Origin of the sequence: Arachidicoccus ginsenosidivorans, from assembly GCF_007971385.1 — a bacterium.
GTDB lineage: Bacteria > Bacteroidota > Bacteroidia > Chitinophagales > Chitinophagaceae > Arachidicoccus > Arachidicoccus ginsenosidivorans.
Genome location: NZ_CP042434.1, coordinates 4,424,019 through 4,450,427 on the forward strand (window position 1 = coordinate 4,424,019; position 26,409 = coordinate 4,450,427).

The window sequence follows — 26,409 nt, forward strand, 5'->3', positions numbered from 1 at the left end:
TTAGTTTTTAGTAATTTGATTGCGCGATATCGTTGCCAGTACCTTGCCTTTAAGTGCTCTGTCAAAATAAGGGCTGTTCGCTGCCTTACTTTTATTGGCCGCTTTGGTAAAAGTACTCTTTTTTGTTGGATGAAAAATAGTCAGATCAGCCTGCTGACCTAGTTTTAAACTGTCAGTATCCAGGCCAAAGATAGATCTTGCTCCCAGGCTAAGTAGTTCTACTACCCTTTCCGGGCTGATATCTGGCATCGCTTCCATTAAAACGCTATAAGTGGTCTGAAGGCCAATCATGCCGTTTTTGGCATATTCAAATTCACGCACCTTATCATCTGCATGCTCTGCAAAATGTTGGGTGGCAATTGCGTCAATAACGCCGTTTTTAACGCCTTCCCTTAAAGCTTCCCTGTCTTCTGTCGTTCTGAGGGGCGGATTAACTTTCAGATTGGTGTCGTAACTCGTCAGATCCTCGTCTGTAAAAAGCAAGTGATGCGGTGTAACACTGCAGGTAACTGGCAGGCCTTGCTTTTTCGCTCGTGCAATTAAATCCACAGATTTTTTAGAAGCAATTCCTGTAAAATGCAGCTTGCTTTCCGTATAGCGGACCAGTTCAATATCTCTTTGGATCATCAGCTCCTCGGCAATTGCCGGCAAGCCTGGCAATCCAAGACGTGTGGAAGTAATGCCTTCATTGATCAGCCCAAAAGTGCCGATTGTCTTGTCAAAGGGCATTTGGATGAGCACCTGGCCTTCGGCCTTAACGTATTGCAGTGCTTTTAGTAAAAGCCCGGCAGATTGCAGCGGGGCTTTGCCATCAGAGAACGCAATGGCGCCGCTGGCGGCCATATCATACATTTCAGAGAGTTCCCTGCCTTCTAGTCCCTTAGAAATAGCGCCAATTGGATAGAGCTTAATGGGCAACCGGGCTGCCTTTTCTATAATATAGCGTACCTGTGACTTACTATCTACGACGGGATGTGTAGAGGGTAATAAAAAAACGTGGGTAAAGCCGCCTGCAAAGCCGGCAGCAGCCCCACTGGTTAAATCCTCCTTAAACTCGTAACCCGGATCTGCAAAATCCGAAAAAATTTCCACCCAGCCTGGACTCACATAGCCTCCTGCTGCATCCAGTATTTCCAGATTATCGTCCTTAGCCGGCGCAATGGAGGGGGCAATTTCAGTGATTTTACCGTCCCGGATCAGGATATCTCCATTGGACAGTTCTTGATGTACATTTTTGGGGAAATTCAGGTTCTTAATGAGGATGTCCATAACTGCAAGTAGAAATTTAACGCAATATACAAGCTAATTTCAGAATATAAAGGCCTATCAGGACATAAAAAAGCCACCAGGAAAGTTTTTGATGGCTTTTTTATGCAGGTTTTGACTGTAAGGCTGTTAAAGTAGTGCTTTTAAGGTGTCTATGACCTGATCAGCTTCTTGGATCGTATTATATTTTGAGAAGGAAAACCTAACCGGCACGATCTTGTCTGCAGGATACAGGGAATTAATGACATGCGAGCCGAGGCTGGCCCCACTGGAGCAGGCACTACCTCCGGAAACACAGATATGGTGGATGTCCAGATTAAAAAGCAGCATTTCTGTTTTCTCTGTTTCCGGAAAACTAACGCTTAATACGGTATACAGACTCTCACCCCTCGTGTCGCCATTAAAGCGCACCCCTTCAAACTCATTTTCCAGCCGCTGGATCATATAATCTTTAATGGCCTGAATATGTTTTCTTTCCGTTTCATAGTTCGCCATGGCCATTTCAAGGGCTTTGGCAAAGCCTACGATGCCATAAATATTTTCGGTGCCGGCCCGCATATTGCGTTCCTGTGCACCACCTTCAATAAAAGGATGGATTTTGATATCTTCATTTACATACAGGACGCCAATACCTTTTGGGCCGTGGAACTTATGACCGGCTGCGCTGGTAAAGTGCACTTTAAGCTTTTTTAAATCCAGCGGATAGTGGCCTACCGTCTGAACGGTATCGCAGTGAAAAATGGCGCCGTATTGCTGGGCTAAAATGCCGACTTTTTCCACATTGAGTAAATTGCCGATCTCATTATTGGCATGCATCAGGGTAATAAGCGTTTTATCCGTTGTGCAGGACAGCCTGGTTTCAAGGTCCTCCAAATCGATATGTCCATTCGGTAAAATATTTACATGCTCTAGCCTCACTTCCCCTCTTTTGTGGAAGGCTTCGGTGCAGTGCATGGTGGCATGATGCTCTAATGGAGAAGTGATAATACGGGTACACCCTAAATCTCTGACGGCAGCGGTAATGGCGGTATTCGTGCTTTCTGTTCCTCCGCTGGTAAAGAAAATTTCTGCCGGATGAACCCCTAATATTTTTGCCACAGATTTGCGGGCATTTTCAACAGCCAGCCGGGTTTCACGGCCATAGCTGTATATGGAGGACGGATTACCAAAATGAGTGGTCAGATAAGGCAGCATGGCGTCAAGGACTTCCTTGTCAAGAGCGGTCGTAGCTGCATTATCAAAGTAGATACGATTAGACATTTCTTTCTTAGTATTTTAATCATTGTTTTAACCAAAAAGCGTACAATTTAATTGTACGCTTTTTAATTAAATTTTGGCAAAGATACTTGCTATTCTAATACAACCGTACCTTAAATTAATAAGTTGGTTGCCTTTAGCTGTATATGAAGCCCTGGATCAGTCACTTAGACTTACATGGCCTCTTTGATATCCTGCATGATACGCTTGGCAATATTCTCTGCTGTTGTGGGAGAAGAACTCTCTGCATAAATTCTGACAATAGGTTCGGTATTACTGGTGCGCAGGTGTACCCAGTCTTTATCGAATTCTATTTTCAGGCCATCTTCCTGATTGATGGGATTGTTCTTGTATTTGGTTTTGATCTGGTCAAATATTCGTGATACATTAATGCCGTTTTCCAGTTCAATTTTATTTTTTGAGATAAAATAATTGGGGTATTGAATGCGCAATTGATGTACACTTTTGCGTTCAGTCATCATGGATAGGAATAGCGCAATGCCAATTAAGGCATCCCGGCCGTAATGCAGGTCCGGCACAATAACGCCACCATTGCCTTCACCGCCAATCACCGCACTTACTTCCTTCATTTTCTGCACCACATTTACCTCTCCTACTGGGCTGGCAAAATACTGACCGCCTGCCTTTTCTGTTACATCACGAAGGGCCCTGGTAGAGGACATGTTGCTGACGGTATTTCCTTTTTTATGTTGCAGTACGTAATCGGCGATTGCCACTAACGTATATTCTTCACCGAAAAGTGAGCCATCTTCGCTGACAAAACAAAGGCGGTCCACATCCGGATCTACTGCGATGCCTAAGTCTGCTTTTTGTTGCTTTACTTCATTGCGCAGGCTATTGAGGTGTTCTGGCAAGGGTTCCGGGTTATGTGCAAATTTACCATTGACCTCTTCATTTAAAATAAAGATATCGCTTTCATTAACACCCAGTGCTTTTAATAGTTCGGGTACCGCAATAGCGCCCGTACTGTTAATCGCATCCACAACAATTTTAAATCCTTTTTCCTTAATAGCCTCAGGTTTTACCAAAGGATATTTGGTAATGACGTCTATATGCTTGGCTAGCACCGTTTCGTTGATCGCATAGCTACCGAGCTTATCCACACCGACAAAATTAAAATCCTCTTTTTCCACCATTTCCAGGATAGCTGCGCCATCGGCGCCGCTGATGAACTCGCCGTCCTGATTAAGTAATTTCAACGCATTCCACTCTTTGGGATTATGGCTGGCAGTCAGGATAATACCACCGGCTGCATCTTCAAATTTAACCGCCATTTCAACGGTGGGGTGGTACTCAGACCAACATCAATGACGTCCAGGCCAACGCTGTTCAAGGTGGATACGACTAGGCGCTGAACCATCTCTCCGCTGATCCTGCCATCTCTTCCTACGACAATTTTACTATTGGTCTCATTATTTTGCTTGATCCATGTTCCATAGGCGGCTGCAAATTTTACGACATCTAAAGGGCTCAAGGTCTCTCCGGGTTTTCCGCCTATAGTACCGCGGATCCCTGAAATACTTTTAATTAAGGGCATAATGCTTTGTTGAATTGTAAGTTGATCTATAATAGGTGTTCACACGTAGGTCCAAATTCGCTTCCATTTTTCATTTGTGAAAAATCACTGTCAGTTCTTAACCTGGAATTTGCCGCTTTCCATAATTGCGCCACCGGCACTTCTAAGCTGATAAACATATAATCCCCGATAGTAATTATCCAGGGAGACTTTAATAACGGCACCAGTAAGGGCCAGTTCCGTCATTTTCCTTCCGGTGAAACTGAAAACAAACAGTTTCGCATCCTTTGGAACGGTTTTCTCAAACTTAAAATTGATATAGGAAATTGCCGGATTGGGATAACAGGATACTTGCCTCTTGGCCGTATCAAATAAATTATCACTCAAATCCATGTTAAAAGGGTTAGATAAAGCGGTCGTTAAAGCATTCGTTAACGGGGCGGTAGTCGTGCTGGCCGAAGGGGTGTTCAATGCACAAAGACTGGAAGCGACACTTGCGGCATGCAGCTGGTTAAGGGAACCAAAGATGACGCTCATTAAAAGGGTAAGGCCTGCTGTAACCAAGCAGACAACAGACCGCAGCCGTTTTACGGTGCGGGTCTCATATGCCAGAGGATGCCTTAATTTATTACGTAAAAATATATCCATTACCCAAATTGTTAAGCAAAGTTAATACATTTTGATCCAAAACCACCACCTGGACGGTTAATAATTGCAAAAAACTATATTCGCCTAATTTACAATCCTTCCATACTGCGTAGTCTGCTTTTTGCCTTAGCCAGTTCAGATTGCAGCAGTTCCATCCGTCGTAATATATGGGCAATTGCATCCAATCCTTCCATATTGATATTCAGGTCATAATGGAGATGGATCCATCTTTCAATTTCTTTGATACTTTCAACCGCAATGGCGGGTGTCTGGTCCTGGTGTATCAGGTTAATCAGTCCAAAAGACTCCAGGCGCTCAAAAAACGCTGTTTCGATCTTATAGTGAATGCAAAGATTTGTAACCGGTATGGTCTCTATAGAGTTATTATTATTTGCTTCCATGCGGGTTGATTTTTTGAAGTTGGGTAAATAGCGCTTTTTCTTCCTCGGTTAAATGAGTCGGAATAAGGATTTTGTAGGTAATATATAAATCGCCAAAACTGCCTTCTTTTTTGTAAACCGCAAAACCTTTGCCTGCAAGTTTCACTTTTTTGCCATCCTGGGTTTCTGGTTTTACTTTTAGTTTTACCTGGCCATCCAGTGTGTTTACAAGTATTTCTCCGCCCAGTATGGCTGTATAGAGCGGGATCTGCTGGGTGGCATATAAGTCGCTGCCTATGCGTTTAAAGTTCGGATCCGGTTGAATAGTAAAGGTAATATACAGATCACCGGCAGGTCCGCCGTTGATGCCGGGACTGCCATGACCTTTGAGGCGGATGACCTGCTGGTCTTCTACACCGGCAGGTATGGTGATGCGGATATTTTTTCCCCCTACCGTAAAGACTTGCTTATGGGTATGGTAGGCCTGGCGTAAATCCAGTGGAAACTGTGCCTGGATGTCCTGACCCCGGTAACCCCGGCGCTGGCCGCCCCTGGTTTCGCCGCCGCCGCCACCTCCACCGCCAAACATGGAGGAAAAGAAATCTGAGAAGTCGTAGTCGTCAAAACCGGCACCCCCGCCTGTGTGATAACTGCCGCTGCTATAATGCCCGCCAAATCCTTCCTGAGCGGCGCCTTGACCAGACTTACGTGCCTTTTCATAGGCCTCGCTTTCTTTCCAGTTCTGACCGTACTGATCGTATTTTTTGCGCTTTTCAGGGTCACTGAGCACTTCATGGGCTTCATTGATCTGTTGGAACTTCTTTTTAGCCTCTTCATCTTCCGGGTTCAGGTCCGGATGGTATTTTCTGGCCAGTTTGCGGTAGGCCTTTTTAATTTCTTCGGCTGAAGCGTTTTTTTTCAGCCCGAGTATGTTGTAATAGTCTATATATTCCATGTAGGTTATTGCTTACTTCTTTTTTGAATAATCAAATAACGGTCAAAAAAACGATCAAATTAAAAGACTTCAACAAATGAAGCGCATAATAAGCTGTGACCTCGCTACGCTTAAAAGGCCCTTGTTATAATCGCTTTATCCACCACTTTATCCAATTTTTATACATATCAAATAGTCACTCTAAGATAATGGATTCATGGAAAAACACCCAACTTATATTGTCAAAATCAACATAAGCTTCTGCTAAATCGCCTCTTTTGTTATTATAACCAGGCAAAAAAGGAGCGGATAAGCATGTTTTGGTTGAAAACATCTCCTATCCGCTCCTTGTTTAGTATCTATGTTAAACTGTGGTGCCTTTTTTGGCCCCGTGTTAGCTGTACATTTCTGCTCTGAGTTCTTTTACCCTTGCATCCTGCAGGTACTCATCGAAAGTCATCAGTCGATCGATAATACCTTTAGGTGTCAGTTCAATCACCCTGTTTGCTACGGTTTCCATAAAAGTGTGGTCATGAGAGGTGAGCAGTACAATGCCTGGGAAGTTAATACAGCTTTCATTGAAGCTTTGAATGCTTTCCAGATCCAGGTGGTTGGTGGGCTGATCAAGGACAATCACATTGGGGTTTTGGAGCATCATACGAGATACCATACACCTTACTTTTTCTCCCCCACTAAGTACATCTGTTTTTTTCAGGATATCATCCCCGGCAAAGAGCATTTTGCCAAAGAAGCCTCTTAAGAAAGGTTCATCTGCCTCGGTAACATGGGCAGGAACGTATTGACGCAGCCAATCCAGCAGGGGCAAGCCCTTTTCAAAATATTTCGCGTTCTCAATGGGTAAATAAGCTTTTGTGATGGTCGTGCCCCATTGGAATTGCCCGCCATCTGCCTGAGCTTCGTTATTAATAATATCAAAAAAGGCGGACACGGCCATTGGATCCTTACTTAAAAAGGCAATTTTCTCTCCTTTTTTGATGTCAAAAGTCACTTTATCAAATAAACTACGGCCTTCCACCGTCTTTTTCAGGTTCTCAACATGCAGGATTTCATTGCCCACCTCACGTAAGGGTTGGAAAATAATCCCTGGATATTTTCTGTTGGAAGGTTCTATTTCTTCAATGGTGAGTTTCTCCAGTGCTTTCTTTCTGGAAGTGGCCTGTTTGGATTTTGACGCATTGGCGCTAAAGCGGGCGATAAAGTCTAGTAGGTCTTTACGCTTGTCTTCCATTTTCTTGTTCTTGTCCGCAATCTGACGGGCCATCAACTGAGAAGACTCATACCAAAAAGAGTAGTTACCTGTATAAATTTTTATTTTCTGGCGGTCCACATCTGCCACATGGGTACAAATGGCGTCCAGGAAGTGACGGTCATGGGACACCACCAGTACGATGTTCTGGTAGTCTGCCAGGAAGTTTTCCAGCCAGCCAATGGTTTCAATATCGAGTCCGTTGGTCGGTTCATCCAAAAGCAAGATGTCCGGATTTCCGAATAAGGCCTGAGCCAGCAGTACGCGCACTTTCATATTGGATGGAACGTCCCGCATATATAGCTGGTGCATATCATCCTTGATACCCAGCGAACTTAGAAAGTTCGCTGCGTTACTTTCTGATTCATATCCCCCATTTCTCCAAATTCAGCCTCCAGTTCACCGGCTTTCATATAATCATCCTCGGTGGCATCCGGATCGGCATAGATAGCGTCTTTTTTGTGCATAATGTCCCACATTTTCTTGTGGCCCATCAGCACTGTATTGAGTACTGTTTCATTATCAAACTCAAATTGGTTCTGTTTTAAAAAGGAGAGCCTTTCCCCAGGGGTGATCTCCACATGGCCCTTATTGGGTTCGATCTCACCGGAGAGGATTTTCAGAAAGGTGGATTTGCCCGCACCGTTTGCTCCGATAACCCCGTAACAGTTACCTTTGATAAAATTGATATTTACCTCGTCAAAAAGAACCCTTTTGCCATAGGCCAGGGTGATGTTTCTTGCGCTAATCATGGAGTTACTACTTATAATTTTTGAGCGGCAAAGGTACTAAGAATTACCCAAAGCCAAAAATAGGTAAAGGAGTTTTCAGCAGGTGGATAGTCCCTTTGGAACTGGATCAGCACCAGCCAAGGGATTGTGCTTAACTTTCATTAGATTTGCTGAGATTACTTTTTATATTTATACATGAAGCTTCTACCTTCCTTTTATAAGGCCAACAAAGCATTAAGCCGCGTAAGTTTGCATGCGGCGTGTGCTGCTTTGCAGGGCACTGCAGCGAAAAAGACAGTCCCAATAGCGACTGCTAAACATGGTCAAAGTCAATCTGCATTCACTATTGTCGGGCTATCTGTTGTTTTAATGGGTTTATTACTTTCTGGCTGCTCCTCTAATGACAGACAAAATAAAAACAAATCCTTAACAGATAGCGCCTCTGGAATGCAACAAGTAACGACGCAGGGCAGACAGGGTAAGATGCCCATGGATTGTACCCTGTGTAAAGCGCCTTCCAGGGCTGGGTTACTGATGGGCGGCGGCGGGGCCTCAGGCGACTCCGCAGCCGGAGCCAGTCAATTGGCCGCTGCCACCACGACTGGCGGAGCTGATTTTGACAGTGGCAAAATGGTATTCATTAAAGGGGGCAGTTTTCAGATGGGATCTGATCAGTTTGCCGATGCGCAGCCAATTCATAAAGTCACGGTGTCTTCCTTTTACATGGATACCCACGAGGTGACCAATGACCAGTTTGCCAAATTTGTGGCTGCCACTCATTATATTACGGTAGCCGAAAGACCGCTGAATCCAAAGGATTATCCAAATGTTCCGGCAGATAAACTCGTGCCTGGATCCGGTGTTTTTTCACCGCCAGCACATCCGGTCCCTTTAAATAACCCCATGGCCTGGTGGCAATATGTACCTGGGGCTGACTGGCGGCATCCGACAGGCCCAAATTCTTCTATTCAGGGCAAAGGTCATTATCCCGTGGTACAAGTCTGTTATGAGGATTGTCTGGCTTATGCCAAATGGGCCGGGAAACGACTACCTACAGAAGCGGAGTGGGAATATGCTGCAAGGGCAGGGAAACATTTTGAAAATTATTACTGGGGCAAAGACTTGCATCCAGGGGGTAAATATATGGCCAATAATTTCCAGGGACATTTCCCGGATCACAACACCAAAGAAGATGGCTATATTATGCTGGCACCTATAGAGCAGTATCCGGTCAGCGCCTATGGGCTTTATGATATGGAAGGCAATGCCTGGGAGTGGTGCAGTGATTTTTACCGTCCGGATTATTACGGCAGTAGTCCAACGCTAAATCCACAGGGCCCCAAAGATAGCTATGATCCTGAACAGCCGAGTCTTGTTCAAAGGGTGCAGCGGGGCGGTTCTTTTTTATGCAGTGATGAGTATTGTATTAGGTATAAAGCAGGTTCAAGAGGGAAAGGAGAACCCTCTAGCGCCAGTAATAACCTGGGATTCAGACTCGTGCGCTCAGGGAAGTAATGGAATGGGAATAGCTGTAGAAAAAAATGGCCTTTAAAATATTGGATGAATAAAATGGATTACAAAAGTCTTTAAAATATTGAATACTGATTGCTGAGACGGTCAAAACCAAAATTAGCAACATCAAATTTAGTGAAGCCTATGGTGCTGCGTCCGGCCATTTTATTGGTTTTCTTTTTGCAGTTGGCCTGTCTTATCCGGGCGCAAAAGCCGGTGCATGCCATAAAAATAAGCGGCCGTATTACGGATCAGTCTTCCGGCGAATTACTTTTAGGTGCCAGCGTCAAATTTGGGGATAAAAATATAAGTGGCACTGTAACCAATAGTTACGGTTTTTTTAGCCTGGTTTCAAAATCAGTCGGCGGGCGACTTTTGATAACCCATGTTGGCTACCAGGACACCTTATTGCCGGTGGTTTTTACAAGAGATACAGTCCTTGAAATCGCTCTAGTGCCGCTTGGCAGTTCTGAGGCAGCGCTGGATAGCAGCGCCGTAAAGGTTTATGCCAATGGACAAAGGCAACGCTCCCCTACCCAAATGGGTGTCAGTCAGATTGATATAAAAGAGGCGGCCAGGCTGCCGGTGATTTTTGGGGAAAGGGACGTTTTAAAGACGCTTTCTCTTTTGCCTGGTGTAAAACAGTCCGGAGATGGGAATGCTGGCTTTTATGTCCGGGGTGGCACAACTGGTCAGAACCTCATTTTATTAGATGAGGCACCGATTTATAATGCGTCGCATTTATTTGGTTTTTTCAGCACCTTTAATAGCGATGCCATTAAAGACGTCACCTTAATTAAGGGCAGTGCAGATGCGCGCTATGGTGGCCGCCTGGCCTCTGTTTTGGATGTGCATATGAAAGAAGGCAATAATCAAAGCTTTCATGCGGCCGGCGGTATCGGTCTGATCAGCAGTCGGCTGAGTCTGGAAGGACCGATTCAAAAAGGGAGATCCTCCTTTTTGGTTACAGGGCGCAGGACCTATGCGGATTTATTTTTACATCTGAGTAAAAATAAGGACGTCAAAAACAATGCTTTGTATTTTTATGACCTGAATGGAAAAGCAAATCTGGCCATTACAGATAAAACCCATCTATATTTTTCCGGTTACCTGGGTACGGATAAACTGGGGTTGAAAGATCAGTTTATGATTGACTGGGGCAATAAAGTAGCTACGCTCAGGCTGAGTAGTATTCTGGGGGATGGCCTGTTCTCTAATACCAGTTTTATATTCAGTGACTACCGCTTTAATATATTATTAAAATCCGGGAATAATAAATTCCATCTGAACTCCCTGATCCGCGATCTGGATCTGAAACAAGATTTTAGCTGGAATTCTGCCATCGGTAATTTTCATGGGGGCCTAAGCAGTATCTATCATCAGTTTGATCCGACGCATTTTTCAGGGGGCAATGATTCCAGCGATTATTCCCAATATAAATCCATGCAGTATAGCTGGGAAAACGGTCTCTATCTTAATTATACTGGCAAACTTAGCAGCCGTCTGGAACTATCAGCAGGTATCCGGCTGTCCGCTTATAGTGTGCTGGGACCGGGAACTTATTATAAATATACACCTGAGAGCACGACCGCTCAGGATTCTGTCCAGTTAAACCAGGGTCAGATTGGCAAGACTTACCTGAATCCGGAACCCCGGCTATCGGTGGCCTGGCATTTAAATAATGCAGCCAGCCTGAAGGCCTCCTATAGCAGGAATTCTCAGCACCTGCATTTACTGAGTAACTCCCTGTCTACTAATCCCACGGATCAATGGATCGGGGACAGTTATAATATCCGCCCCGAGACGGCAGACCAAATATCATTGGGGTATTACCGGGACTTTTCAGGATACCGATTGGAGGCAGAGTCTTATTATAAATGGATGGGGGCACAGGTGGATTATAGAAACGGTGCCGATCTGACCACTACCCAGGACGTGGAATCCCAGCTATTATATGGGATTGGCAGGGCTTATGGACTGGAGCTTTATCTGAAAAAAAATCAGGGGAAGCTAACTGGCTGGCTTAGCTATACGCTCTCCAGAACGGAAAAGAAAATTGCAGGCATCAGTGGTGGTAATTGGTATAAGGCCCATCAGGACAGAACCCATGATTTGTCGGTGGTAGCGATGTATCCTTTGTCTGAGCGCTGGGAAGTAGCCGGTGATTTTATGCTGGCTACTGGTAACGCTGTCACTTTTCCGGAAGCGAAGTACAGCGTTAATAATCAAACTTTCTTCTATTATGGCAATAGAAATGATTACCGGATGCCCCTTTATCACCGTATGGATATTAATTTTACCCTAAAGTGTAAACCCAAAAAACATTACTCGGCTTCCTGGAGTTTTGGACTGTATAATGTATATGGCAGGGAAAATGCCTATATCATCCGTTTTGAGCAGGATGAAAATAATCCGGGCAAAACGGTGGCCAAACAAACGGCCCTGTTTAGGTGGGTGCCCTCTGTGACTTATAATTTCAAATTCTGATGTATATTCAATAAATAAACAATAATAAAACAAGGAAGCATCAATGCATAAACAATGAGATGGGTACCATTATATAAATTCATAGCCACTTTATTAAGAGGGAAAGCAGTTGTGTTAGAAGGTGTCTTTTTGCTGTGCGTGCTGCTGTGCAGCTGCACTAAAGAAGTGGCTGTGTCTTTAAAATCAATTACGCCTAAACTGGTGATTGAAGGGGTGGTCTCCAATCAGCAGGACGGCTCTTATGTAAGATTGTCTTATTCCCAGGATTTTTCCAATCAACAGGCTTTTACCTATCTAGCGGATGGCTTGGTTGTGTTGACAGATAGCAGCAGGCAGGTTTTTGATACTTTAAGATCAAGGCTGGATGAAAACGGATATCCTTATTTTCCGAGTCGCAAAATACGTCCCCTACCCGGGCATGTTTATCTATTAAATGTGGTCGTTAATGGGCAAAGCTATAGTGCCAGATCTGTTATGCCGGATACAGTGACTTTTGAGGGGATTTCTTTGCTGTCTGAGGCGGGCAAGCTAGACAGCAAGTCAGTTTTTACAGCGGTGCCGCAGTACGTAGATCCGCCAGGGGTAAGAAACTTTTACAGGTTTGAACAATATATCAATCATAAGAAAGATCCGGGTATAAATGTGCTTAATGATAATGTGGGTGATGGCCTGCCCAATGAGCGGCCGATCTTTACCAAAGATATTGATATCCATTTAGGCGATACGCTGACGGTAGCCATGATTCAGATTAGCGAGCCGGTTTATCAGTATTTTTACCAGTTACAAAATAACCAGCAGACCCTGGGTGCTACGCCCAGCAATCCTACCACAAATATTACCACTACGTCTTCCAGGGCTGAGACTGGTGTGCTGGGGTATTTTAGTGCAGAATTTTGCCAGTATTTTACGGCCCGTATTACAGATGAGTAGGGGCTGTTTAGAACTTTTTATACTATTTTTTTTTATTTCTTACGAAAAATTGAAGCGTTGGAAGCGGCAAGCAGCACTTGGGTATAGGGTGAGGCCGGATGATGATAAACGCTGGCTGCAGGCCCCAGCTCTTCTATCCTACCCTTATGCATGACAGCGATTCTGTCAGAGATATAACGCACAACAGACAGATCATGAGAGATAAAAATGGAGGTAAAACCCAGCTTAGTTAGCATGACGATTCAAGTGGATCACATTTATATGGAATTGCTCGAAAGTGCTCCATTCAATATTGGAAAAAATGGACTTTATAAAGGAATTGCCGGGAATTTGGTTGCTTACGCCTCTAAAGTTTCTTTCCAATAAGGTTTTGAAGGTTACGCCTCCTTTATGGCAAAGAGTCGACTCGTTGAACATTACAAAAAAATATTAAAAGCTCAACAACATGGATCGCAATTGATGGTTATAAATACAGTAGCAGCGAAGATTTTAATTGACAAATATTTTAAAAATGGATAATTATGGGCTATATAAAAGAACCAGAAGGTGTGGACTTCGTAATCAAAGGGAAGGCATTGTCAGAAAAAGAGAAAAAGGAAATTTCCGAATTTATTAAAGCGGACAAACAACGATTGAAAAGGCTAAAAAAAACAGAGAAAAAAAAGCACGAACGTTAAGAAGTCCGGTTTGAAATTCAAACAGATGAAAATTCCCGTCTATTTGTACCTAGGTCTCAAATATAATATATAGCAAATATGTAAGAAAGGCATAATGCTAGTTTCAGCAAAGGAATGGTATCCTTTTTTGATGCATTACAAAGAAACCCGTAATGGCGTATGCGAACGAGGCCCCGCTCTAAAATGTGTATCGCAAAACGCCTGATAAACTCAGTAACATCAATTAACATCGTCCTTTTCTTGCTCTTTTCCTTGCCCTGTTTCTTGTATTCTTTATATGAAAAACTCACTTTACTCTGCTTCTATCCTACGTCCTGTGGTTGCTAATAGCAACTTTGTGCGTATACCTTCAACTTCCCAGGTATTCAATAACGGAGTGAGCAAATCCAAATGGACGTTTTGCATACACCACCCATTCCGTGCTTTTGAGTTTGTCTATTAGATCTTGCATTACCCGATCCGGGAGCTAAAATTTCAGTTCCTCTATAAATCTGGCTCGCAGTACTTTACTCATGGCCCTGACAGAAAACAAGTATTTGCTTTGGGTATTTATTTCTTACGTAAAATTGAAGCGTTGGAAGCGGCAAGCAGTGCCTCGGTATAGGGTGAGACCGGATGATGATAAACGCTGGCTGCAGGCCCCAGCTCTTCTATCCTACCCTTATGCATGACAGCGATTCTGTCAGAGATATAACGCACAACAGACAGGTCATGAGAAATAAATATGGAGGTAAAACCCAGCTCTGCTTTCAGGTCGTTGAATAGATTTAATATTTGCGCCTGAACGCTGACATCAAGTGCAGATACACTTTCATCACAAATTACAAAATCAGGTCTTAGGATCAGCGCCCGGGCGATCACGATTCTTTGTCTTTGGCCCCCACTGAATTCATGGGGGTAACGGTCATAATGAGCCGCCTGCAGTCCTACTTTTTCCAGCCACTCACATACCATGGCTTTCACTTCTTTGCTGCTGAGCTTACCATGTACCTGTAAGGCCTCACCAATCGCCCGGCCAATGGTTAGCCGGGGATTTAAAGCGCTATACGGATCCTGAAAGATCATTTGCATTTGCTGGGCCTTACTGGCGCTGTTACCGTTCCTCTGTAACCAGTTTTGCCCTTTATAGAGAATCTTACCGCTATGAACTGGTGTAAGGCCCATAACTGCCCTGCCAAGTGTTGTTTTGCCGCAGCCAGAACCGCCGACAAGTCCCAGTGTCTCGCCTCTTTTTACCTGAAGACTAAGGTCTTGTATGGCTTTATGGTAACCAGTGGGTCTACCCCAAAAGTCGCGGTGTGCGGTGTCAGGATACCAGACCTGCAGGTGCTCAATAGCTAAAATAGTGGAATGCTCCGCTGTTGTTGCCAGCCTTGTTTGTGTACTTTGTGTGCTTGACTTTATTTGCGCACCCTGGTTTTCTGGCTTTTGTACTGGTTTTAGGGGTTGAATGCCTGTTGTTGATCCAAGGGCAGTAACTGTGGCATCTGGAGCTGATTCATTGCTAGCTGTCTTAACTGCAGCAGTTTGTCCCGCTGGCTTATTTAAAATAACTAAAAAATCACTGACCACCGGCAGTCGCTGCCCACTCTCGTAGAGCCCTGGTCGGCAGGATAAAAGCGCTCTGGTATAGGGATGCTGTGGGCGGGTGATGATTTGATCAGCTGGACCGACTTCGACAAGATCGCCTTTGTAGAGCACGGCAATCTGATCTGCAATGGCTGCCACCAGTTGGATATCGTGAGATATAAACAACACGCTCATGTTGTTTTTTTGCTTTAATTCATCAATTAACTGCAGAATCTCTTTTTGCACCATAACATCCAGGGCTGTGGTAGGCTCGTCGCAGATCAGTAGTCTGGGGTCGCAACTCATGGCCATGGCAATCATGACCCTTTGCTTTTGACCGCCACTGATCTGGTGGGGATATTTAGCAAAAATTTTGTCTGGTTCTGGCAGCTGCACTTCTTTAAAAAGCTGCAAGGTCCTTTCTTTGGCCGCCTGGTAGGTAATGGATGTATGTGCTAAAATAGCTTCCACTATTTGCTGGCCACAGGTAATTACCGGGTTTAAACTGCTCATGGGCTCCTGAAAGATCATGGCGATCTGTGCCCCACGGATTTGCTGCATTGAAAGTGCGTCCAAAAATGTGATATCGGTCTGCGCGTGCTTATCCGATGGTTGGTCGTTAAAGGCGTTTTCCAACAAAATCTCACCATCAAGGTCTGCATTTGAAGGTAACAAATGCAAAAGAGAAAGGGCTGTGAGTGATTTGCCGCTACCGGACTCTCCGACAATGGCCAGTGTCTGGCCGGTGCCAATCGTTAAATTAACCTTGCGTAGCACGGACGCTTGACCAAAATGAATACTCAGGTGCTTAATTTGCACAAGGGGTGTAGCGCCTGGCTGGCTTTGTGCCTGTTTTATTGAACTGTCCTGATGATGCGTATTTGTCTGCAACGGCCTGTTTTTTAAGAAGCAGTCTGCATTTGATCTGCGAACTGCATTTGATGCAATTTCGCATAAAATCCGTTACGCTCCAAAAGTGCATCGTGGGTGCCGATTTCTCTTATGACGCCTTTATCCAATACAATAATCTTATGGGCTTTGCGGATGGTGGAGAGCCTGTGGGCAATCACGATGGAAGTTCGGCCTTTAATGAGCTTATCAATGGCCTGTTGCACCAGCATCTCACTATCGGTGTCAATGGAAGAGGTCGCTTCATCCAGTATCAGAATCGAAGGATCATATAAAAGTGCTCGAATAAATGAGATTAGCTGTCTTTGACCAAGGCTTAGCGAGCTGCCTCTTTCCATGACAGCAAAATCGTAGTTGCCTTCCAGTTGCATGATAAAATCATGCATCCCAATCATTTTTGCGGCAGACACCACTTCGGCCTTGGTGATATCTGGATTGCGCAGGGTGATATTTTCCATAATTGAGCCGGAAAATAAAAATACGTCCTGGAGTACGACGCCAATATGTTTACGAAGTCCTTCAATATTATAGTCTCTGATATCTACCTTATCGACCAGGATTTTTCCACTTTGAATCTCATAAAGCCTGTTTATCAGACTAATAATGGAGGTTTTGCCGCTACCGGTGTGTCCGACGATGGCAACAGTTTCTCCTGGATTAATCTGGAAATTTAAATCCCGCAACACATAATGGGGCATATTATACGCAAAACTAACCTGTTCAAAGCTGATTTCACCTTTGATTTTTCTGGGTTGTAATGCCCCTCACTGGCCTGAGGCTGCATGTCTTCATTTTCCAGCACTTTAAAGACACGCTCGGCCGCAATTAGTCCCATTTGCAACACATTGAACTTATCGGCAATAACCCGTAGTGGTCTAAAAATCTGGTTGAGGTATAAAATAAAGGAAACCAGAAGGCCGGCGTCCAGCTTATTATCTGCTACAAACCAGATCAGAAAAGCCATACTGAGGGCTAAAATGATTTCTACGACCGGAAAGAATACCGAATAGGCAAATATGGCAGAAATATTGGCATTCCGGTGCTCTTTATTAATCTGATCAAATTTATTGGCTTCTCTTTTTTCGGCAGCAAAGGCCTGCACGATGGCCATGCCGGAGATATGCTCCTGAACAAAAGCATTCAGGGCGGAGATGGCGTTTCTGACCCTAAGGTAACTTTTGTTGACGCTTTCTTTAAAATAATAGGTGGCCACAATGAGTATCGGAAAGGGAATCAGACTGATAAGGGTCAGTTTCCAGTCGATATAGAACATGGTGCCAAGGGTAACGATAATGGCGAACAGGTCGGCTAGAATGGGTACCAGGCCGTCCGAGAAAATATTATTGATGCTTTCTATATCATTAATGGTCCGGGTGGTCAGCGTGCCGATCGGGGTTTTGTCGAACTGGCGTTGATTTAGCTGGCTGATCTTGTGGAACACTTCAATACGCATATCTTTCACCACGGCCTGCCCTAGCCAGGAAGTGATAAAACTGAAAATAAACCTGGTCAGGGTTTCTATGAAAATAAAAACAATCTGAAAAATGGTAACGGCAATAATGAACTGCAGCACATTATTTAGGTGCGCTTGGCTGATAAATAATTTCAGCCAACCGGGGATGCTGGAGGCTTTGCCGGTCGCTTCATTGACGGTCAGCTGTATCAAATAAGGGCGCACGGGGGCAAACACCGATAATACCAATGCCAATACCAGACTACAGGTAAATTGGAGCCGGTAAGGTTTGACATAGGTAAATACCCTGCCTAGCAGGCGCATGTCCAGTTTCTTCTTCTCAGTTTTTTCCATTTGCCGGGCAAAGATACATCCTTTTTATGGAGGATTATTCGGTCCAAATGCTCAGCTATCTCTTTGGATAGGAACTGCAACGGTGCGCTTACACAAAATTTGCGTAAACGTTTGTTTGTTTTTAGGAGCAAATTTTCTGTTTTAAATTCTTTTGTTCGATATTTGCTCCCAAATTATAATCTGAATGAACCTTTCATTTGACAATACAAAGGTGGCCTTTGCCTATAAGACGACTAAAGACCTAAAATCTGCCAAAAGCCTGTTTTCCACCATGAAGTATCCAATTTTAACATCTCTGGGTACGCGTTTTACACCTTTTTTAATGAAAACCGGATTGCCCATCAATGGGCTGATTCGTAGCACGATCTTTAAGCAGTTTGTGGGCGGTGAATCTTTGGAGCAAACCGCTCCCATCTGCGACATGTTAAACCAATATGGTGTAGGTGTCATTTTAGATTATGGGGTGGAAGGCAAAGAATCAGAAGCGAGTTTTGACCATGGAATGCAGGAGTTTATTCGTGTGATCAAATTTGCCGCAACCCAGAAGAATATTCCCGTAATTGCCATCAAAGTTTCTGGCATTGCCCGTATGGAGCTTTTAAGAAAACTCAATGAAGCGCCCAGACTAAGAAGCGGTGTGCATGAAAATGAAGAACAACTCGCCGAATGGGCAAGGGTTCGTCAAAGAATGATCCAGATCTGTGAGGCTGCCAAAGCGTATAATATTGGTGTACTGGTAGATGCAGAAGAAAGCTGGATCCAGGATCCCATCGATCGGATTACCATGGAAATGATGGAAATCTATAATACAGAAAGTTTGCTCGTTTATAATACCATTCAGCTTTACCGCCATGACCGGTTGGACTTTTTAAAGATGAGTCATGATATTGCCAAAAGGCAGGGTTTTTTACTGGGCGTAAAGCTGGTTCGGGGTGCTTATATGGAAAAAGAAAGAGCCCGGGCGGCAGAACAGGGCTACCCCTCTCCCATCCAAAAAGACAAGGATAGCACGGATCTGGATTATAACAGTGCGGTTCAGTACGCTGTGGACCATATTGATTCCATCGGTTTTGTGGTGGCTACGCACAATGAAGCCAGTTCTATGTATGCTGCTGAACTACTCGATCAAAAGGGGATTGCCCATAATCATCCCCATGTGCACTTTTCCCAGCTCTACGGTATGAGTGATAATATAACTTTCAATCTGGCCAAAGAGGGTTACCAGGTAAGTAAATACGTACCCTTTGGGCCTATCAGAGATGTAATCCCTTATTTAATGCGCAGGGCGCAGGAGAATTCCAGCGTGAAGGGCCAGACAGGCAGAGAACTGGCACTTATTAATCTGGAATTAGAACGAAGAAAACAACTGGAGACTTCCTGACGGTCATGGTGTCCCTAAGGGCTTCTGTTGCTACCCCTATGTCATTTAATCCGCCTAGTTTTAAAAAAAAAGGCCAAAATTACGGGGTACTTTTACTCTCTAATGGCTTCGAAAGGATTAATAGATGCTATGGGCTGGTTATTTTTACAATGAACAGCGCAAAGTTGAGCAAAAGTCCTTACTTTCACGCTCCATTTTTCTAGGCCGGGTTCGTTACTGATAAGGGCTTAAATAAGGGCCTGAATAAGGGGCAATAAAAGGGGGCTATAAAAGTGTATATAAAAGGGGCTATAAATAAGTGTGGAATTTTTAGGTGGAAAATTGTCTGAGTCTGCACGGGCCAGACGGAATTGGCCTGGAAGCGCTTGATCTTATTAATAAACATTATAAATTCAAAATAAAAATGGCTTACGAATTAATTGGAAAATTAGTGGCGAAGTATGATACCATACAACGCACAGAGACTTTTAAAACAAGAGAGTTTGTGATTGAGAAAACCGATGATATCGGTGGTCGCATCATCAGTAATTTTATCAAATTACAATGTGTGCAGGACCGCACCTCTTTGCCAGATCGTTTTAACCTGGGTGATGAAGTAAAAGTGTCGTTTAACCTGAAAGGGACCAAATGGTCAAAAGACGGCAGAGAAAATTATATTACCAACCTGGATGCCTGGAGAATGGAACCTGCAGGTAGTCTGCAAGGTGGCGGCGGATTTGGGGCACCTGCCCAGGGCGTGGATGCACCTCCTCCACCCTTTGTGCCGGATAGTGCGCCAGGAGAAGCCGATGATTTACCATTCTAGTTTCTTTGGGTAGATCATAATAAGTTAAATAGCGCATACAACATACAGACCTCGTTATAATTAAGTCTCCATGACGCATATAACCAGGTCTGTATTTTTTGTTTTGAAGGCTACATCATGGTGGTTGTATTACCTTAAACGGATGGGCAATTGAAAGGATAAAGGAAGGTTTTAATATTGATACCAGTTGTATATAATTTGCCCGACGAGGATAAACCTTAAGTGATTTAGTGATTTAAATACGGTTGAATAATGGATTCTTTTTTAATGATTGGCCAATCTAATATGGCTGGACGGGGCTTTTTGAAGGATGTACCCCGGATCTTTGATACGCAGATTAAAATGCAGCGTAATGGACTTTGGCAGACGATGTGGGAACCAATAAATCCAGACCGTCCGTTTTCTGGTATTGGCCTCTGCGCTTCTTTTGCCGCCCTGTGGCGGCGCGCCCATGCAGATAAGGAAATCGGACTCATCCCCTGTGCGGAAGGAGGTTCCAGTCTGGAAGACTGGAAGGTAGGAGGTCCTTTGTTTGAGCATGCTGTATTCCTTGCAAAGCTGGCACAGCAAAGCAGCAAAATTACAGGGATTCTCTGGCACCAGGGAGAAAATGACTGTTTTGGCGACCTGGCGGCTATTTATAAGGACCGGTTTGGGGAGATTATAGACGCTTTAAGGAACGTCTTGGGCTTGCCTAAAGTGCCTTTGATCATCGGTGGGCTGGGTGATTTTTTGCCCAGTGGTCGTTATGGAGCGTTTTTTGGAGGTTATCCTTTAGTGAACCAGGCACTGCTTGAGTACGCCACGCAAACCCCGGATTGTTATTTTGTGTCTGCTGAGGACTTGACAGCCAATCCAGACGGGTTGCATTTTGATGCTATTTCGTTAAGAAGGTTGGGTGTGCGCTATTTTGAGGCGTTTGATCAGCATACACATGTTTTGAAAGCATTAGAAGATGAAACGGAAAAGCTGGAAGCCATATATAGGCGGCCGCTGACTAAAATGGAGCAGTCAACACTTTTAGAATACCGCTTTGCTTTTGGAGATATGACGCTACAGGAATTAGAAGCGGAGCAGGTTAAATTAAAATAATATTTTCATTGCATTTGCAACCATGCAGCTGCAGCTTAATCGATTTTTGAAGTTATTGGGGCAATAAATGCCATTTATGCCAGATAGATAGACACTTATTAACCATAAGCTGCATTACAGTGACCTATAAATGGTTGGGATACAAATAAAACAATGACATTTATCGCTTATGCCTTGTTTGCCTCTGCTTAATTGAACGCAATAAATGGTTGATTCCCTGCTTTGGGGAAAGTAAAATGGGTTGTAGAAGGGAATGCAAAAGGGATTGTAAAATTTTTTCGATAAATGATTGAATACCAATTTAAAGTAATAGGTAGTCGTAGAAAATCATAATTGAATCGTTGTTTATTGATTATTAATGCGTTATAGAAGATTTTGTGGAGGTGTTTGATCGCCTTTTAATCTTTTTTGTTATCGTAAATTTGGATAGGGATGCTTTGGTATAGTTTTAGATATATCCCACCTGAATCAAAAATTTACAATTTATGAAAAAGGCATTTTTGTTATTAGCAGCTGGCTTTTTATTCGTAGGTGCTTCCAAAGCACAATATGAACGTCCAATCGGATCTGAGTTCAGCGTAGGCATAACTGGTGCTTTACCGGTTGGTGATTTTAGTGATTACAGCTCATTTGGTTTGGGAGCAGACCTGAAATATGCTTACAACTTTGATGAAACGATCGCAGCCACCGTTTCTGCCGGTTACAACAATTTTTTCGCTAAAAGCGACTTAAAAGACGCTGGATTTAAAGATGTGGGATTTGTGCCCTTAAAAGCTGGTGTACGCTTTAGTATGGGTGGTCTTTACGCTGAACCACAGATAGGTGCCGCTATTGGTACCAATAAAGGTGGTTCTACAGCTTTAACTTATGCTGGACAGATCGGTGTAATGGCCTCTTCTAACCTGGACTTAAGTGTTCGTTATGAAGGTTGGTCCAAAAATGATGTGAAAAACGGCTTTGTTGGGCTAAGAGTTGCCTATACCATGCCCTTTTAATGATAACTGATTAAAAGATCTTTGTATCCTTTCATCAGCGATAATCAAACCTTGTTTTCAACCTATGAATAATACCTAAAACCTAGGGCCGGCAGTTTTACTGCCGGCCTTTTTGTTATTATTTGATTGCTGGTGCTTTATATAGGTAGGTTTGCTTGGCTGGTATGATTGCCGGCGGCTAATTGGCGACTCGCATTTAAAATCCTGGATTGTCATTTTAGGAAAATTAGGCTTCTTATTATAGGAAAATTTTGTTTAATAATTTGAGTGCAAATGTTTTATTTTTGTTTAGTAGTCGCCGAAATGAAATAAATTTATCTAAAGGACTATTTCTAAATCCGGCGATTGGTTCACACTAACCCTTTATTCATATTAATTACGATTTTACCTATTATGGCAAGTTTAAAAGAGCGCATTCAAGACACGGTACGTTTTATACAGAGTAAATGTGATAAAAAGCCATTGATTGGTATTGTACTGGGCAGTGGCCTGGGGAATCTGGCCACTGAAATTACCGTTGAACAGTCATTGAGTTATGAAGATATTCCGCATTTTCCGGTGAGTACTGTAAAAGGGCATAGTGGGAAACTGATATTTGGCCTTTTAAATGGTGTACCTGTACTAGCCATGTCCGGCCGTTTTCATTATTACGAAGGATATAGCCCTCAGGAGGTCTCCTACCCGATCAGGGTCATGCAGGGCCTCGGAATAAAAACCTTATTATTGTCCAATGCTGCCGGGGCTGTAAATCCAGATTATAAGGTGGGTGATCTGGTGCTGATTAGTGATCATATTAGTTTTTTTACCCAAAATCCTCTATTAGGTCCTAATGAAGAAGATTTAGGTCCCAGGTTCCCGGATATGAGTGAACCTTATAGCAAGGATATTATTGCCATTGCTAAGCGTATTGCCATTGATTACGATTTTGCAGTACATGAAGGCGTTTATACTGGGGTCACAGGGCCAACTTTTGAAACCCGGGCAGAATATAAGTTAATTAAGGCTGTAGGTGGTGATGTTGTGGGAATGAGTACGGTCCAGGAAGTCATTGTGGCGGTGCATGGCGGCATGAAGGTATTTTGTGTGAGTGTGGTGACAGACCTAGGTATCCGGGCCGAAGATAATATCATTACCCATGAGGAAGTCCTTGAGGCCGCCCAGGCAGCGGAGCCCAAACTAACGACCTTATTTAAGGAGTTGGCATCAGAATTGCAAAGGAATATTAAATTAACATAATATATCTCTCTTTCTAAGTGGGATGTTTATAAAAATTCTTCTGATTTTTAACCTTAAAATTAAGTTCTATGCAACTAAAAAGAATGTTACCTGCCTTTGTAATGGCAACGGCACTGGCCGTAGCAATGCCATCTTGTAAATCCAAACCGTCTGACGCAGACATTCAGACTAAAGTGCAAACCGCTATTTCTGCTACACCCGGCGTGTCGGCCGATGTAAAAGATGGTGTGGTTACCCTTAGCGGTCTGGTAGGATCTGAGTCCGATAAGGCAGCTGTAGAAACTGCAGTAAATAACCTGAAAGATGCAGGTGTGAAAAGCGTTGTTGATAATATAGAAGTAGAACCGGCACCCGCTGCCAGCGTAGCGCCTGCTGCTGATGCCTTGACACAAGGTGTTGCGGATGCTACCAAGGATTTTCCTGGAATTACAGCCACCGTTTCTGATGGTGTTATTACGGTTACCGGAGAAATTGAGCAGTCTAAGGTTAAAACACTGAAAGCTGCACTGGATGCATTAAATCCCAAGAAAACAGATATGAGTCAGGTAAAGGTTAAATAGCCTGTACCTTATATTATTCGCTAACAAAAAAAATCAAGAAAATGGCAGCTTTACAGGATAAATACAAAGAATTGATTGACGCCGTTAATACCTCTGGTGTAACCGGTGCTCAGATCAATGAATCCGATGGTGTTCTTCATATTACCGGCACTGCACCGAGTGCGGATGTTAAAAATAAGCTTTGGGATATTTATGGGAAAATTGATCCTAATTTTTTAACCGGTGATGTGGTATTAAATGTTAATGTCGCTACTGCTGTGGCGGGTGCCAAAGTAAAGGTTGTGACGGATTCTACGAATCTAAATATCCGCAAAGGACCCGGTACCGATCAGCCAATCGTTGGCAAAGCGGCTCATGGGGAAGTAATTACTTTGGTGGGCAAGGCCAATGAACAGTGGTGGTTGGTTAGAACTAATGATGGTGAAGAAGGCTATAGTTATGCCCAATACCTGACACCAGTAGAATAAATAACATTAGGTGGATGGTTGATTGGCTGGGCTAATCGTTCCGGCTCACCTTATCTACAGTGGAAAAGAAAAGAATAAGAAAAGCGTCAATATTACCAAATATTGACGCTTTTTGCTTATGATGTTTGGGGTCGATGAATAGACAGGTTCCCTTAAATAATTAAAAATTTTATATACAAGTTAAATTATACGTGTAATTTGTCTTTTTTGTTCAAGAGCTCCTCAACAGTCTCTTCATACATTTCATCTGGTACACAACAGTCTACCGGACAAACGGCTGCACATTGTGGCTCCTCATGAAAGCCCTGACATTCTGTACATTTATCTGGAACGATGAAATAAACATCATTACTGATTGGATCAAATCTTTTATCTGCATCAACGACCGAACCGTCCATTAGGGTATAATCACCTTTAACGCTGGTGCCGTCCGTGATGGCCCAATCTACTCCTCCTTCGTAAATGGCATTATTGGGGCATTCTGGTTCGCAGGCGCCACAATTAATACATTCATCTGTTATCTTAATCGCCATCTGGTTCGCTGGTTTAATTTTTTTGAATAATTTTGCGCAAAATTACATTAAATATGCAATTGTCGCAAAAAGTAGCTTTGGCTGCAAAGTTAGGAAATTATTTGCTCCAAAACAATGATGAGTGGCAGCAGATTAAGCACCAGGCTTACCGGGAAAATCCTTGGTTTATCCCTGAATTCATTGATACTGCAACGAAAAACATTGCCGAAGCATATTTAAACGAATCCTTGCTTGAAAAATGGCTTAGTCGCTATCCTGCATTAAACCACTCGAAAACCCCAAAAACAGTTGGTGTAGTCATGGCGGGCAATTTACCCCTTGTGGGCTTCCATGACTTTTTGAGCGTATTTTTAAGCGGTCATAAGCAGCAGATTAAACTGTCCTCTAAGGACCAAGTGCTATTAAAACACTTGCTCACTAAAATGACTGAGTGGGATCCTGCCTTTGCAAGTCAAGTAAGCGTGGTGGAAAGATTAAAGGATTGTGACGCCTATATTGCTACGGGGAGTAATAACTCAAGCAGGTATTTTGATTATTATTTTGGCAACAAACCCCATATTATCCGAAAAAACAGAACCTCAGTTGCGGTTCTTACTGGAGATGAATCTAAGCAGCAATTAAGTGGATTGGCTAGTGATCTGATGTTATATTTTGGCCTGGGCTGCAGAAATGTTACTAAACTTTATGTTCCTGAAGGGTATGATTTTGTGCCGCTGATTGAGGCATTAAAAGTGTATAATTATTATTTGGATTTTCATAAGTACCATCATAATTTTGACTATCAGTTGGCAATACTGATTATGAACAGCAAAATGTATATGAATAGTGGCTCCTTGCTGCTTATCGAAAATGAAGCGCTGTTCTCTCCCATTAGTTTGGTGCATTACAGTTTTTACAATGATATGGCTGCAATAAATGACAGTCTGAAGGGCAATGAGGATATTCAATGCATCATTGGGAAAGCTTATGTACCCTTTGGGCAGGGGCAAATGCCGACACTCATGGATTATGCAGATAATGTTGATACAATGGAATTCTTAGCAGGGCTTTGAAGTATCCAAAGTCTTTTGTAACCATAATGCGGGATGTAGCGCAGCCCGGTAGCGCGCTTCGTTCGGGACGAAGAGGCCGCTGGTTCGAATCCAGTCATCCCGACAAATTGGCTTTCTAAAAATATCTAAACCTGTAAATCTTGTTGATTTACAGGTTTTTTTTCGCACTTGTATATCATACCATATCAAAACATAGCTATTTTCCGGTGAGTTAAACGGTGTGTACACACTGGCACGGACCTTGAAACTCACCAGAAGGTTCAAGATGTTGATTAATAGTTTGTTGTAATTTTTTTTGACACTTTTTGACTGGATTAGAAACGGACGAGAAGTTTCGGACACTACTGGACGAAAAGAAATCAAGGCAAACTATTTCA

26 protein-coding genes, 1 tRNA gene and 1 pseudogene are annotated in these 26,409 nt (G+C 43.3%); 13 read left to right on the forward strand and 15 right to left on the reverse strand.

Annotation, left to right across the window (positions count from 1 at the left end):
• From FSB73_RS17685 to FSB73_RS25450, 9 genes and pseudogenes are all read right to left on the reverse strand, one after another.
• Positions 1-1,269: a dihydroorotase gene (locus FSB73_RS17685; RefSeq protein ID WP_146785223.1), complete on the reverse strand. Its 1,269-nt coding sequence runs from the start codon at positions 1,267-1,269 to the stop codon at positions 1-3.
• A gap of 126 nt (positions 1,270-1,395) precedes the next feature.
• Positions 1,396-2,526, reverse strand: coding sequence for a cysteine desulfurase family protein (locus FSB73_RS17690; protein WP_146785226.1), 1,131 nt, complete (start codon positions 2,524-2,526; stop codon positions 1,396-1,398).
• Positions 2,527-2,696: 170 nt separating this feature from the next.
• Positions 2,697-3,680, reverse strand: coding sequence for a phosphohexomutase domain-containing protein (locus tag FSB73_RS17695; RefSeq protein ID WP_225974855.1), 984 nt, complete (start codon positions 3,678-3,680; stop codon positions 2,697-2,699).
• Between the two features lie 36 nt (positions 3,681-3,716).
• Positions 3,717-4,081: pseudogene (locus FSB73_RS25440) on the reverse strand (phosphoglucosamine mutase); the annotation flags it as partial.
• 90 nt (positions 4,082-4,171) lie between these two features.
• Complete coding sequence (locus FSB73_RS17700; protein ID WP_146785229.1) at positions 4,172-4,708, reverse strand: T9SS type A sorting domain-containing protein; 537 nt, start codon at positions 4,706-4,708, stop codon at positions 4,172-4,174.
• Positions 4,709-4,797: 89 nt separating this feature from the next.
• Complete coding sequence (locus FSB73_RS17705; RefSeq protein WP_146785232.1) at positions 4,798-5,109, reverse strand: chaperone modulator CbpM; 312 nt, start codon at positions 5,107-5,109, stop codon at positions 4,798-4,800.
• Positions 5,096-6,043, reverse strand: coding sequence for a J domain-containing protein (locus tag FSB73_RS17710; RefSeq protein WP_146785235.1), 948 nt, complete (start codon positions 6,041-6,043; stop codon positions 5,096-5,098). The genes FSB73_RS17705 and FSB73_RS17710 overlap by 14 nt, the downstream gene beginning before the upstream one ends.
• A 373-nt stretch (positions 6,044-6,416) precedes the next feature.
• Positions 6,417-7,601, reverse strand: a complete 1,185-nt coding sequence (locus FSB73_RS25445; RefSeq protein ID WP_262712372.1) for an ABC-F family ATP-binding cassette domain-containing protein — start codon at positions 7,599-7,601, stop codon at positions 6,417-6,419.
• Positions 7,602-7,624: 23 nt separating this feature from the next.
• Positions 7,625-8,041 (reverse strand): ATP-binding cassette domain-containing protein, encoded by a 417-nt coding sequence (locus tag FSB73_RS25450; RefSeq protein ID WP_262712373.1) that lies wholly within the window; start codon positions 8,039-8,041, stop codon positions 7,625-7,627.
• Between the two features lie 174 nt (positions 8,042-8,215).
• Between FSB73_RS25450 and FSB73_RS17720 the strand changes: the two genes are divergently transcribed.
• The 3 genes from FSB73_RS17720 (at position 8,216) to FSB73_RS17730 (ending at position 12,949) form a co-directional block, all read left to right on the forward strand.
• Positions 8,216-9,535 carry a formylglycine-generating enzyme family protein gene (locus FSB73_RS17720; RefSeq protein ID WP_225974129.1) on the forward strand — a complete coding sequence of 440 codons (1,320 nt, stop codon included), beginning with the start codon at positions 8,216-8,218 and terminating at the stop codon, positions 9,533-9,535.
• A gap of 141 nt (positions 9,536-9,676) precedes the next feature.
• Positions 9,677-12,019 carry a TonB-dependent receptor gene (locus FSB73_RS17725; protein ID WP_146785238.1) on the forward strand — a complete coding sequence of 781 codons (2,343 nt, stop codon included), beginning with the start codon at positions 9,677-9,679 and terminating at the stop codon, positions 12,017-12,019.
• A gap of 54 nt (positions 12,020-12,073) precedes the next feature.
• On the forward strand, positions 12,074-12,949 hold the full coding sequence (locus FSB73_RS17730) for a DUF4249 family protein (RefSeq protein ID WP_146785241.1): 876 nt from the start codon (positions 12,074-12,076) through the stop codon (positions 12,947-12,949).
• A 32-nt stretch (positions 12,950-12,981) separates the two neighbouring features.
• Here the strand turns inward: FSB73_RS17730 and FSB73_RS17735 are convergent, their stop codons facing one another.
• Positions 12,982-13,185, reverse strand: coding sequence for a hypothetical protein (locus FSB73_RS17735; protein ID WP_146785244.1), 204 nt, complete (start codon positions 13,183-13,185; stop codon positions 12,982-12,984).
• 285 nt (positions 13,186-13,470) lie between these two features.
• On the opposite strand from FSB73_RS17735, the gene FSB73_RS23525 reads away from it, so the two are divergent.
• The gene (locus tag FSB73_RS23525; RefSeq protein ID WP_192904076.1) at positions 13,471-13,626 is read left to right on the forward strand and encodes a hypothetical protein; all 156 of its coding nucleotides are present in this window, start codon (positions 13,471-13,473) and stop codon (positions 13,624-13,626) included.
• A 56-nt stretch (positions 13,627-13,682) separates the two neighbouring features.
• Here the strand turns inward: FSB73_RS23525 and FSB73_RS27740 are convergent, their stop codons facing one another.
• The 4 genes from FSB73_RS27740 to FSB73_RS25465 all read right to left on the reverse strand — a co-directional run bounded on the left by FSB73_RS27740 (position 13,683) and on the right by FSB73_RS25465 (position 17,911).
• Positions 13,683-13,916, reverse strand: coding sequence for a transposase (locus FSB73_RS27740; RefSeq protein WP_146785247.1), 234 nt, complete (start codon positions 13,914-13,916; stop codon positions 13,683-13,685).
• 259 nt (positions 13,917-14,175) lie between these two features.
• Positions 14,176-16,086, reverse strand: a complete 1,911-nt coding sequence (locus tag FSB73_RS25455; RefSeq protein WP_225974130.1) for a dipeptide ABC transporter ATP-binding protein — start codon at positions 16,084-16,086, stop codon at positions 14,176-14,178.
• 11 nt (positions 16,087-16,097) lie between these two features.
• A complete protein-coding gene (locus tag FSB73_RS25460; RefSeq protein ID WP_225974131.1) occupies positions 16,098-16,790 on the reverse strand; it encodes an ABC transporter ATP-binding protein in 693 nt (230 codons plus the stop codon).
• Positions 16,775-17,911, reverse strand: coding sequence for an ABC transporter ATP-binding protein (locus FSB73_RS25465; RefSeq protein WP_225974132.1), 1,137 nt, complete (start codon positions 17,909-17,911; stop codon positions 16,775-16,777). The genes FSB73_RS25460 and FSB73_RS25465 overlap by 16 nt, the downstream gene beginning before the upstream one ends.
• Before the next feature lie 184 nt (positions 17,912-18,095).
• Here FSB73_RS25465 and FSB73_RS17755 point away from each other — a divergent pair, with 184 nt between their 5' ends.
• From FSB73_RS17755 to FSB73_RS17785, 7 genes are all read left to right on the forward strand, one after another.
• The gene (locus tag FSB73_RS17755) at positions 18,096-19,292 is read left to right on the forward strand and encodes a proline dehydrogenase family protein (RefSeq protein WP_146785250.1); all 1,197 of its coding nucleotides are present in this window, start codon (positions 18,096-18,098) and stop codon (positions 19,290-19,292) included.
• A 403-nt stretch (positions 19,293-19,695) separates the two neighbouring features.
• Positions 19,696-20,097: a DUF3127 domain-containing protein gene (locus FSB73_RS17760; RefSeq protein ID WP_146785253.1), complete on the forward strand. Its 402-nt coding sequence runs from the start codon at positions 19,696-19,698 to the stop codon at positions 20,095-20,097.
• A gap of 252 nt (positions 20,098-20,349) precedes the next feature.
• The gene (locus tag FSB73_RS17765) at positions 20,350-21,189 is read left to right on the forward strand and encodes a sialate O-acetylesterase (RefSeq protein WP_225974133.1); all 840 of its coding nucleotides are present in this window, start codon (positions 20,350-20,352) and stop codon (positions 21,187-21,189) included.
• Between the two features lie 485 nt (positions 21,190-21,674).
• A complete protein-coding gene (locus FSB73_RS17770) occupies positions 21,675-22,184 on the forward strand; it encodes a hypothetical protein (RefSeq protein ID WP_146785259.1) in 510 nt (169 codons plus the stop codon).
• Between the two features lie 393 nt (positions 22,185-22,577).
• Entirely contained in the window at positions 22,578-23,420 is an 843-nt protein-coding gene (locus tag FSB73_RS17775) for a purine-nucleoside phosphorylase (RefSeq protein ID WP_146785262.1), read from the forward strand.
• Between the two features lie 68 nt (positions 23,421-23,488).
• Positions 23,489-23,980: a BON domain-containing protein gene (locus FSB73_RS17780; RefSeq protein WP_146785264.1), complete on the forward strand. Its 492-nt coding sequence runs from the start codon at positions 23,489-23,491 to the stop codon at positions 23,978-23,980.
• A gap of 41 nt (positions 23,981-24,021) precedes the next feature.
• Positions 24,022-24,447 carry an SH3 domain-containing protein gene (locus FSB73_RS17785; protein WP_146785267.1) on the forward strand — a complete coding sequence of 142 codons (426 nt, stop codon included), beginning with the start codon at positions 24,022-24,024 and terminating at the stop codon, positions 24,445-24,447.
• 185 nt (positions 24,448-24,632) lie between these two features.
• On the opposite strand, the gene FSB73_RS17790 is transcribed toward FSB73_RS17785, so the two are convergent.
• Positions 24,633-24,980: a 4Fe-4S dicluster domain-containing protein gene (locus tag FSB73_RS17790; RefSeq protein ID WP_146785271.1), complete on the reverse strand. Its 348-nt coding sequence runs from the start codon at positions 24,978-24,980 to the stop codon at positions 24,633-24,635.
• A gap of 53 nt (positions 24,981-25,033) precedes the next feature.
• Between FSB73_RS17790 and FSB73_RS17795 the strand changes: the two genes are divergently transcribed.
• On the forward strand, positions 25,034-26,032 hold the full coding sequence (locus tag FSB73_RS17795; protein WP_146785274.1) for an acyl-CoA reductase: 999 nt from the start codon (positions 25,034-25,036) through the stop codon (positions 26,030-26,032).
• A gap of 29 nt (positions 26,033-26,061) precedes the next feature.
• Positions 26,062-26,135 (forward strand) — tRNA-Pro (locus FSB73_RS17800).
• The last annotated feature ends 274 nt before the right edge of the window (positions 26,136-26,409 follow it).

Bases quoted from the DNA above. Each gene is read 5' to 3' on its own strand.
- FSB73_RS17795 (WP_146785274.1), top strand. From the start codon at position 25,034: ATGCAATTGTCGCAAAAAGTAGCTTTGGCTGCAAAGTTAGGAAATTAT.
- FSB73_RS17785 (WP_146785267.1), top strand. From the start codon at position 24,022: ATGGCAGCTTTACAGGATAAATACAAAGAATTGATTGACGCCGTTAAT.
- FSB73_RS17790 (WP_146785271.1), bottom strand. From the start codon at position 24,980: ATGGCGATTAAGATAACAGATGAATGTATTAATTGTGGCGCCTGCGAA.
- FSB73_RS17765 (WP_225974133.1), top strand. From the start codon at position 20,350: ATGGATTCTTTTTTAATGATTGGCCAATCTAATATGGCTGGACGGGGC.
- FSB73_RS17725 (WP_146785238.1), top strand. From the start codon at position 9,677: ATGGTGCTGCGTCCGGCCATTTTATTGGTTTTCTTTTTGCAGTTGGCC.
- FSB73_RS25465 (WP_225974132.1), bottom strand. From the start codon at position 17,911: ATGGAAAAAACTGAGAAGAAGAAACTGGACATGCGCCTGCTAGGCAGG.
- FSB73_RS17770 (WP_146785259.1), top strand. From the start codon at position 21,675: ATGAAAAAGGCATTTTTGTTATTAGCAGCTGGCTTTTTATTCGTAGGT.
- FSB73_RS17690 (WP_146785226.1), bottom strand. From the start codon at position 2,526: ATGTCTAATCGTATCTACTTTGATAATGCAGCTACGACCGCTCTTGAC.
- FSB73_RS17695 (WP_225974855.1), bottom strand. From the start codon at position 3,680: ATGGTGGAAAAAGAGGATTTTAATTTTGTCGGTGTGGATAAGCTCGGT.
- FSB73_RS23525 (WP_192904076.1), top strand. From the start codon at position 13,471: ATGGGCTATATAAAAGAACCAGAAGGTGTGGACTTCGTAATCAAAGGG.
- FSB73_RS17705 (WP_146785232.1), bottom strand. From the start codon at position 5,109: ATGGAAGCAAATAATAATAACTCTATAGAGACCATACCGGTTACAAAT.
- FSB73_RS17780 (WP_146785264.1), top strand. From the start codon at position 23,489: ATGCAACTAAAAAGAATGTTACCTGCCTTTGTAATGGCAACGGCACTG.
- FSB73_RS17710 (WP_146785235.1), bottom strand. From the start codon at position 6,043: ATGGAATATATAGACTATTACAACATACTCGGGCTGAAAAAAAACGCT.
- FSB73_RS17730 (WP_146785241.1), top strand. From the start codon at position 12,074: ATGAGATGGGTACCATTATATAAATTCATAGCCACTTTATTAAGAGGG.
- FSB73_RS17775 (WP_146785262.1), top strand. From the start codon at position 22,578: ATGGCAAGTTTAAAAGAGCGCATTCAAGACACGGTACGTTTTATACAG.
- FSB73_RS17700 (WP_146785229.1), bottom strand. From the start codon at position 4,708: ATGGATATATTTTTACGTAATAAATTAAGGCATCCTCTGGCATATGAG.
- FSB73_RS17685 (WP_146785223.1), bottom strand. From the start codon at position 1,269: ATGGACATCCTCATTAAGAACCTGAATTTCCCCAAAAATGTACATCAA.
- FSB73_RS17755 (WP_146785250.1), top strand. From the start codon at position 18,096: ATGAACCTTTCATTTGACAATACAAAGGTGGCCTTTGCCTATAAGACG.
- FSB73_RS25445 (WP_262712372.1), bottom strand. From the start codon at position 7,601: ATGCACCAGCTATATATGCGGGACGTTCCATCCAATATGAAAGTGCGC.
- FSB73_RS17735 (WP_146785244.1), bottom strand. From the start codon at position 13,185: ATGCTAACTAAGCTGGGTTTTACCTCCATTTTTATCTCTCATGATCTG.
- FSB73_RS25450 (WP_262712373.1), bottom strand. From the start codon at position 8,041: ATGATTAGCGCAAGAAACATCACCCTGGCCTATGGCAAAAGGGTTCTT.
- FSB73_RS17760 (WP_146785253.1), top strand. From the start codon at position 19,696: ATGGCTTACGAATTAATTGGAAAATTAGTGGCGAAGTATGATACCATA.
- FSB73_RS17720 (WP_225974129.1), top strand. From the start codon at position 8,216: ATGAAGCTTCTACCTTCCTTTTATAAGGCCAACAAAGCATTAAGCCGC.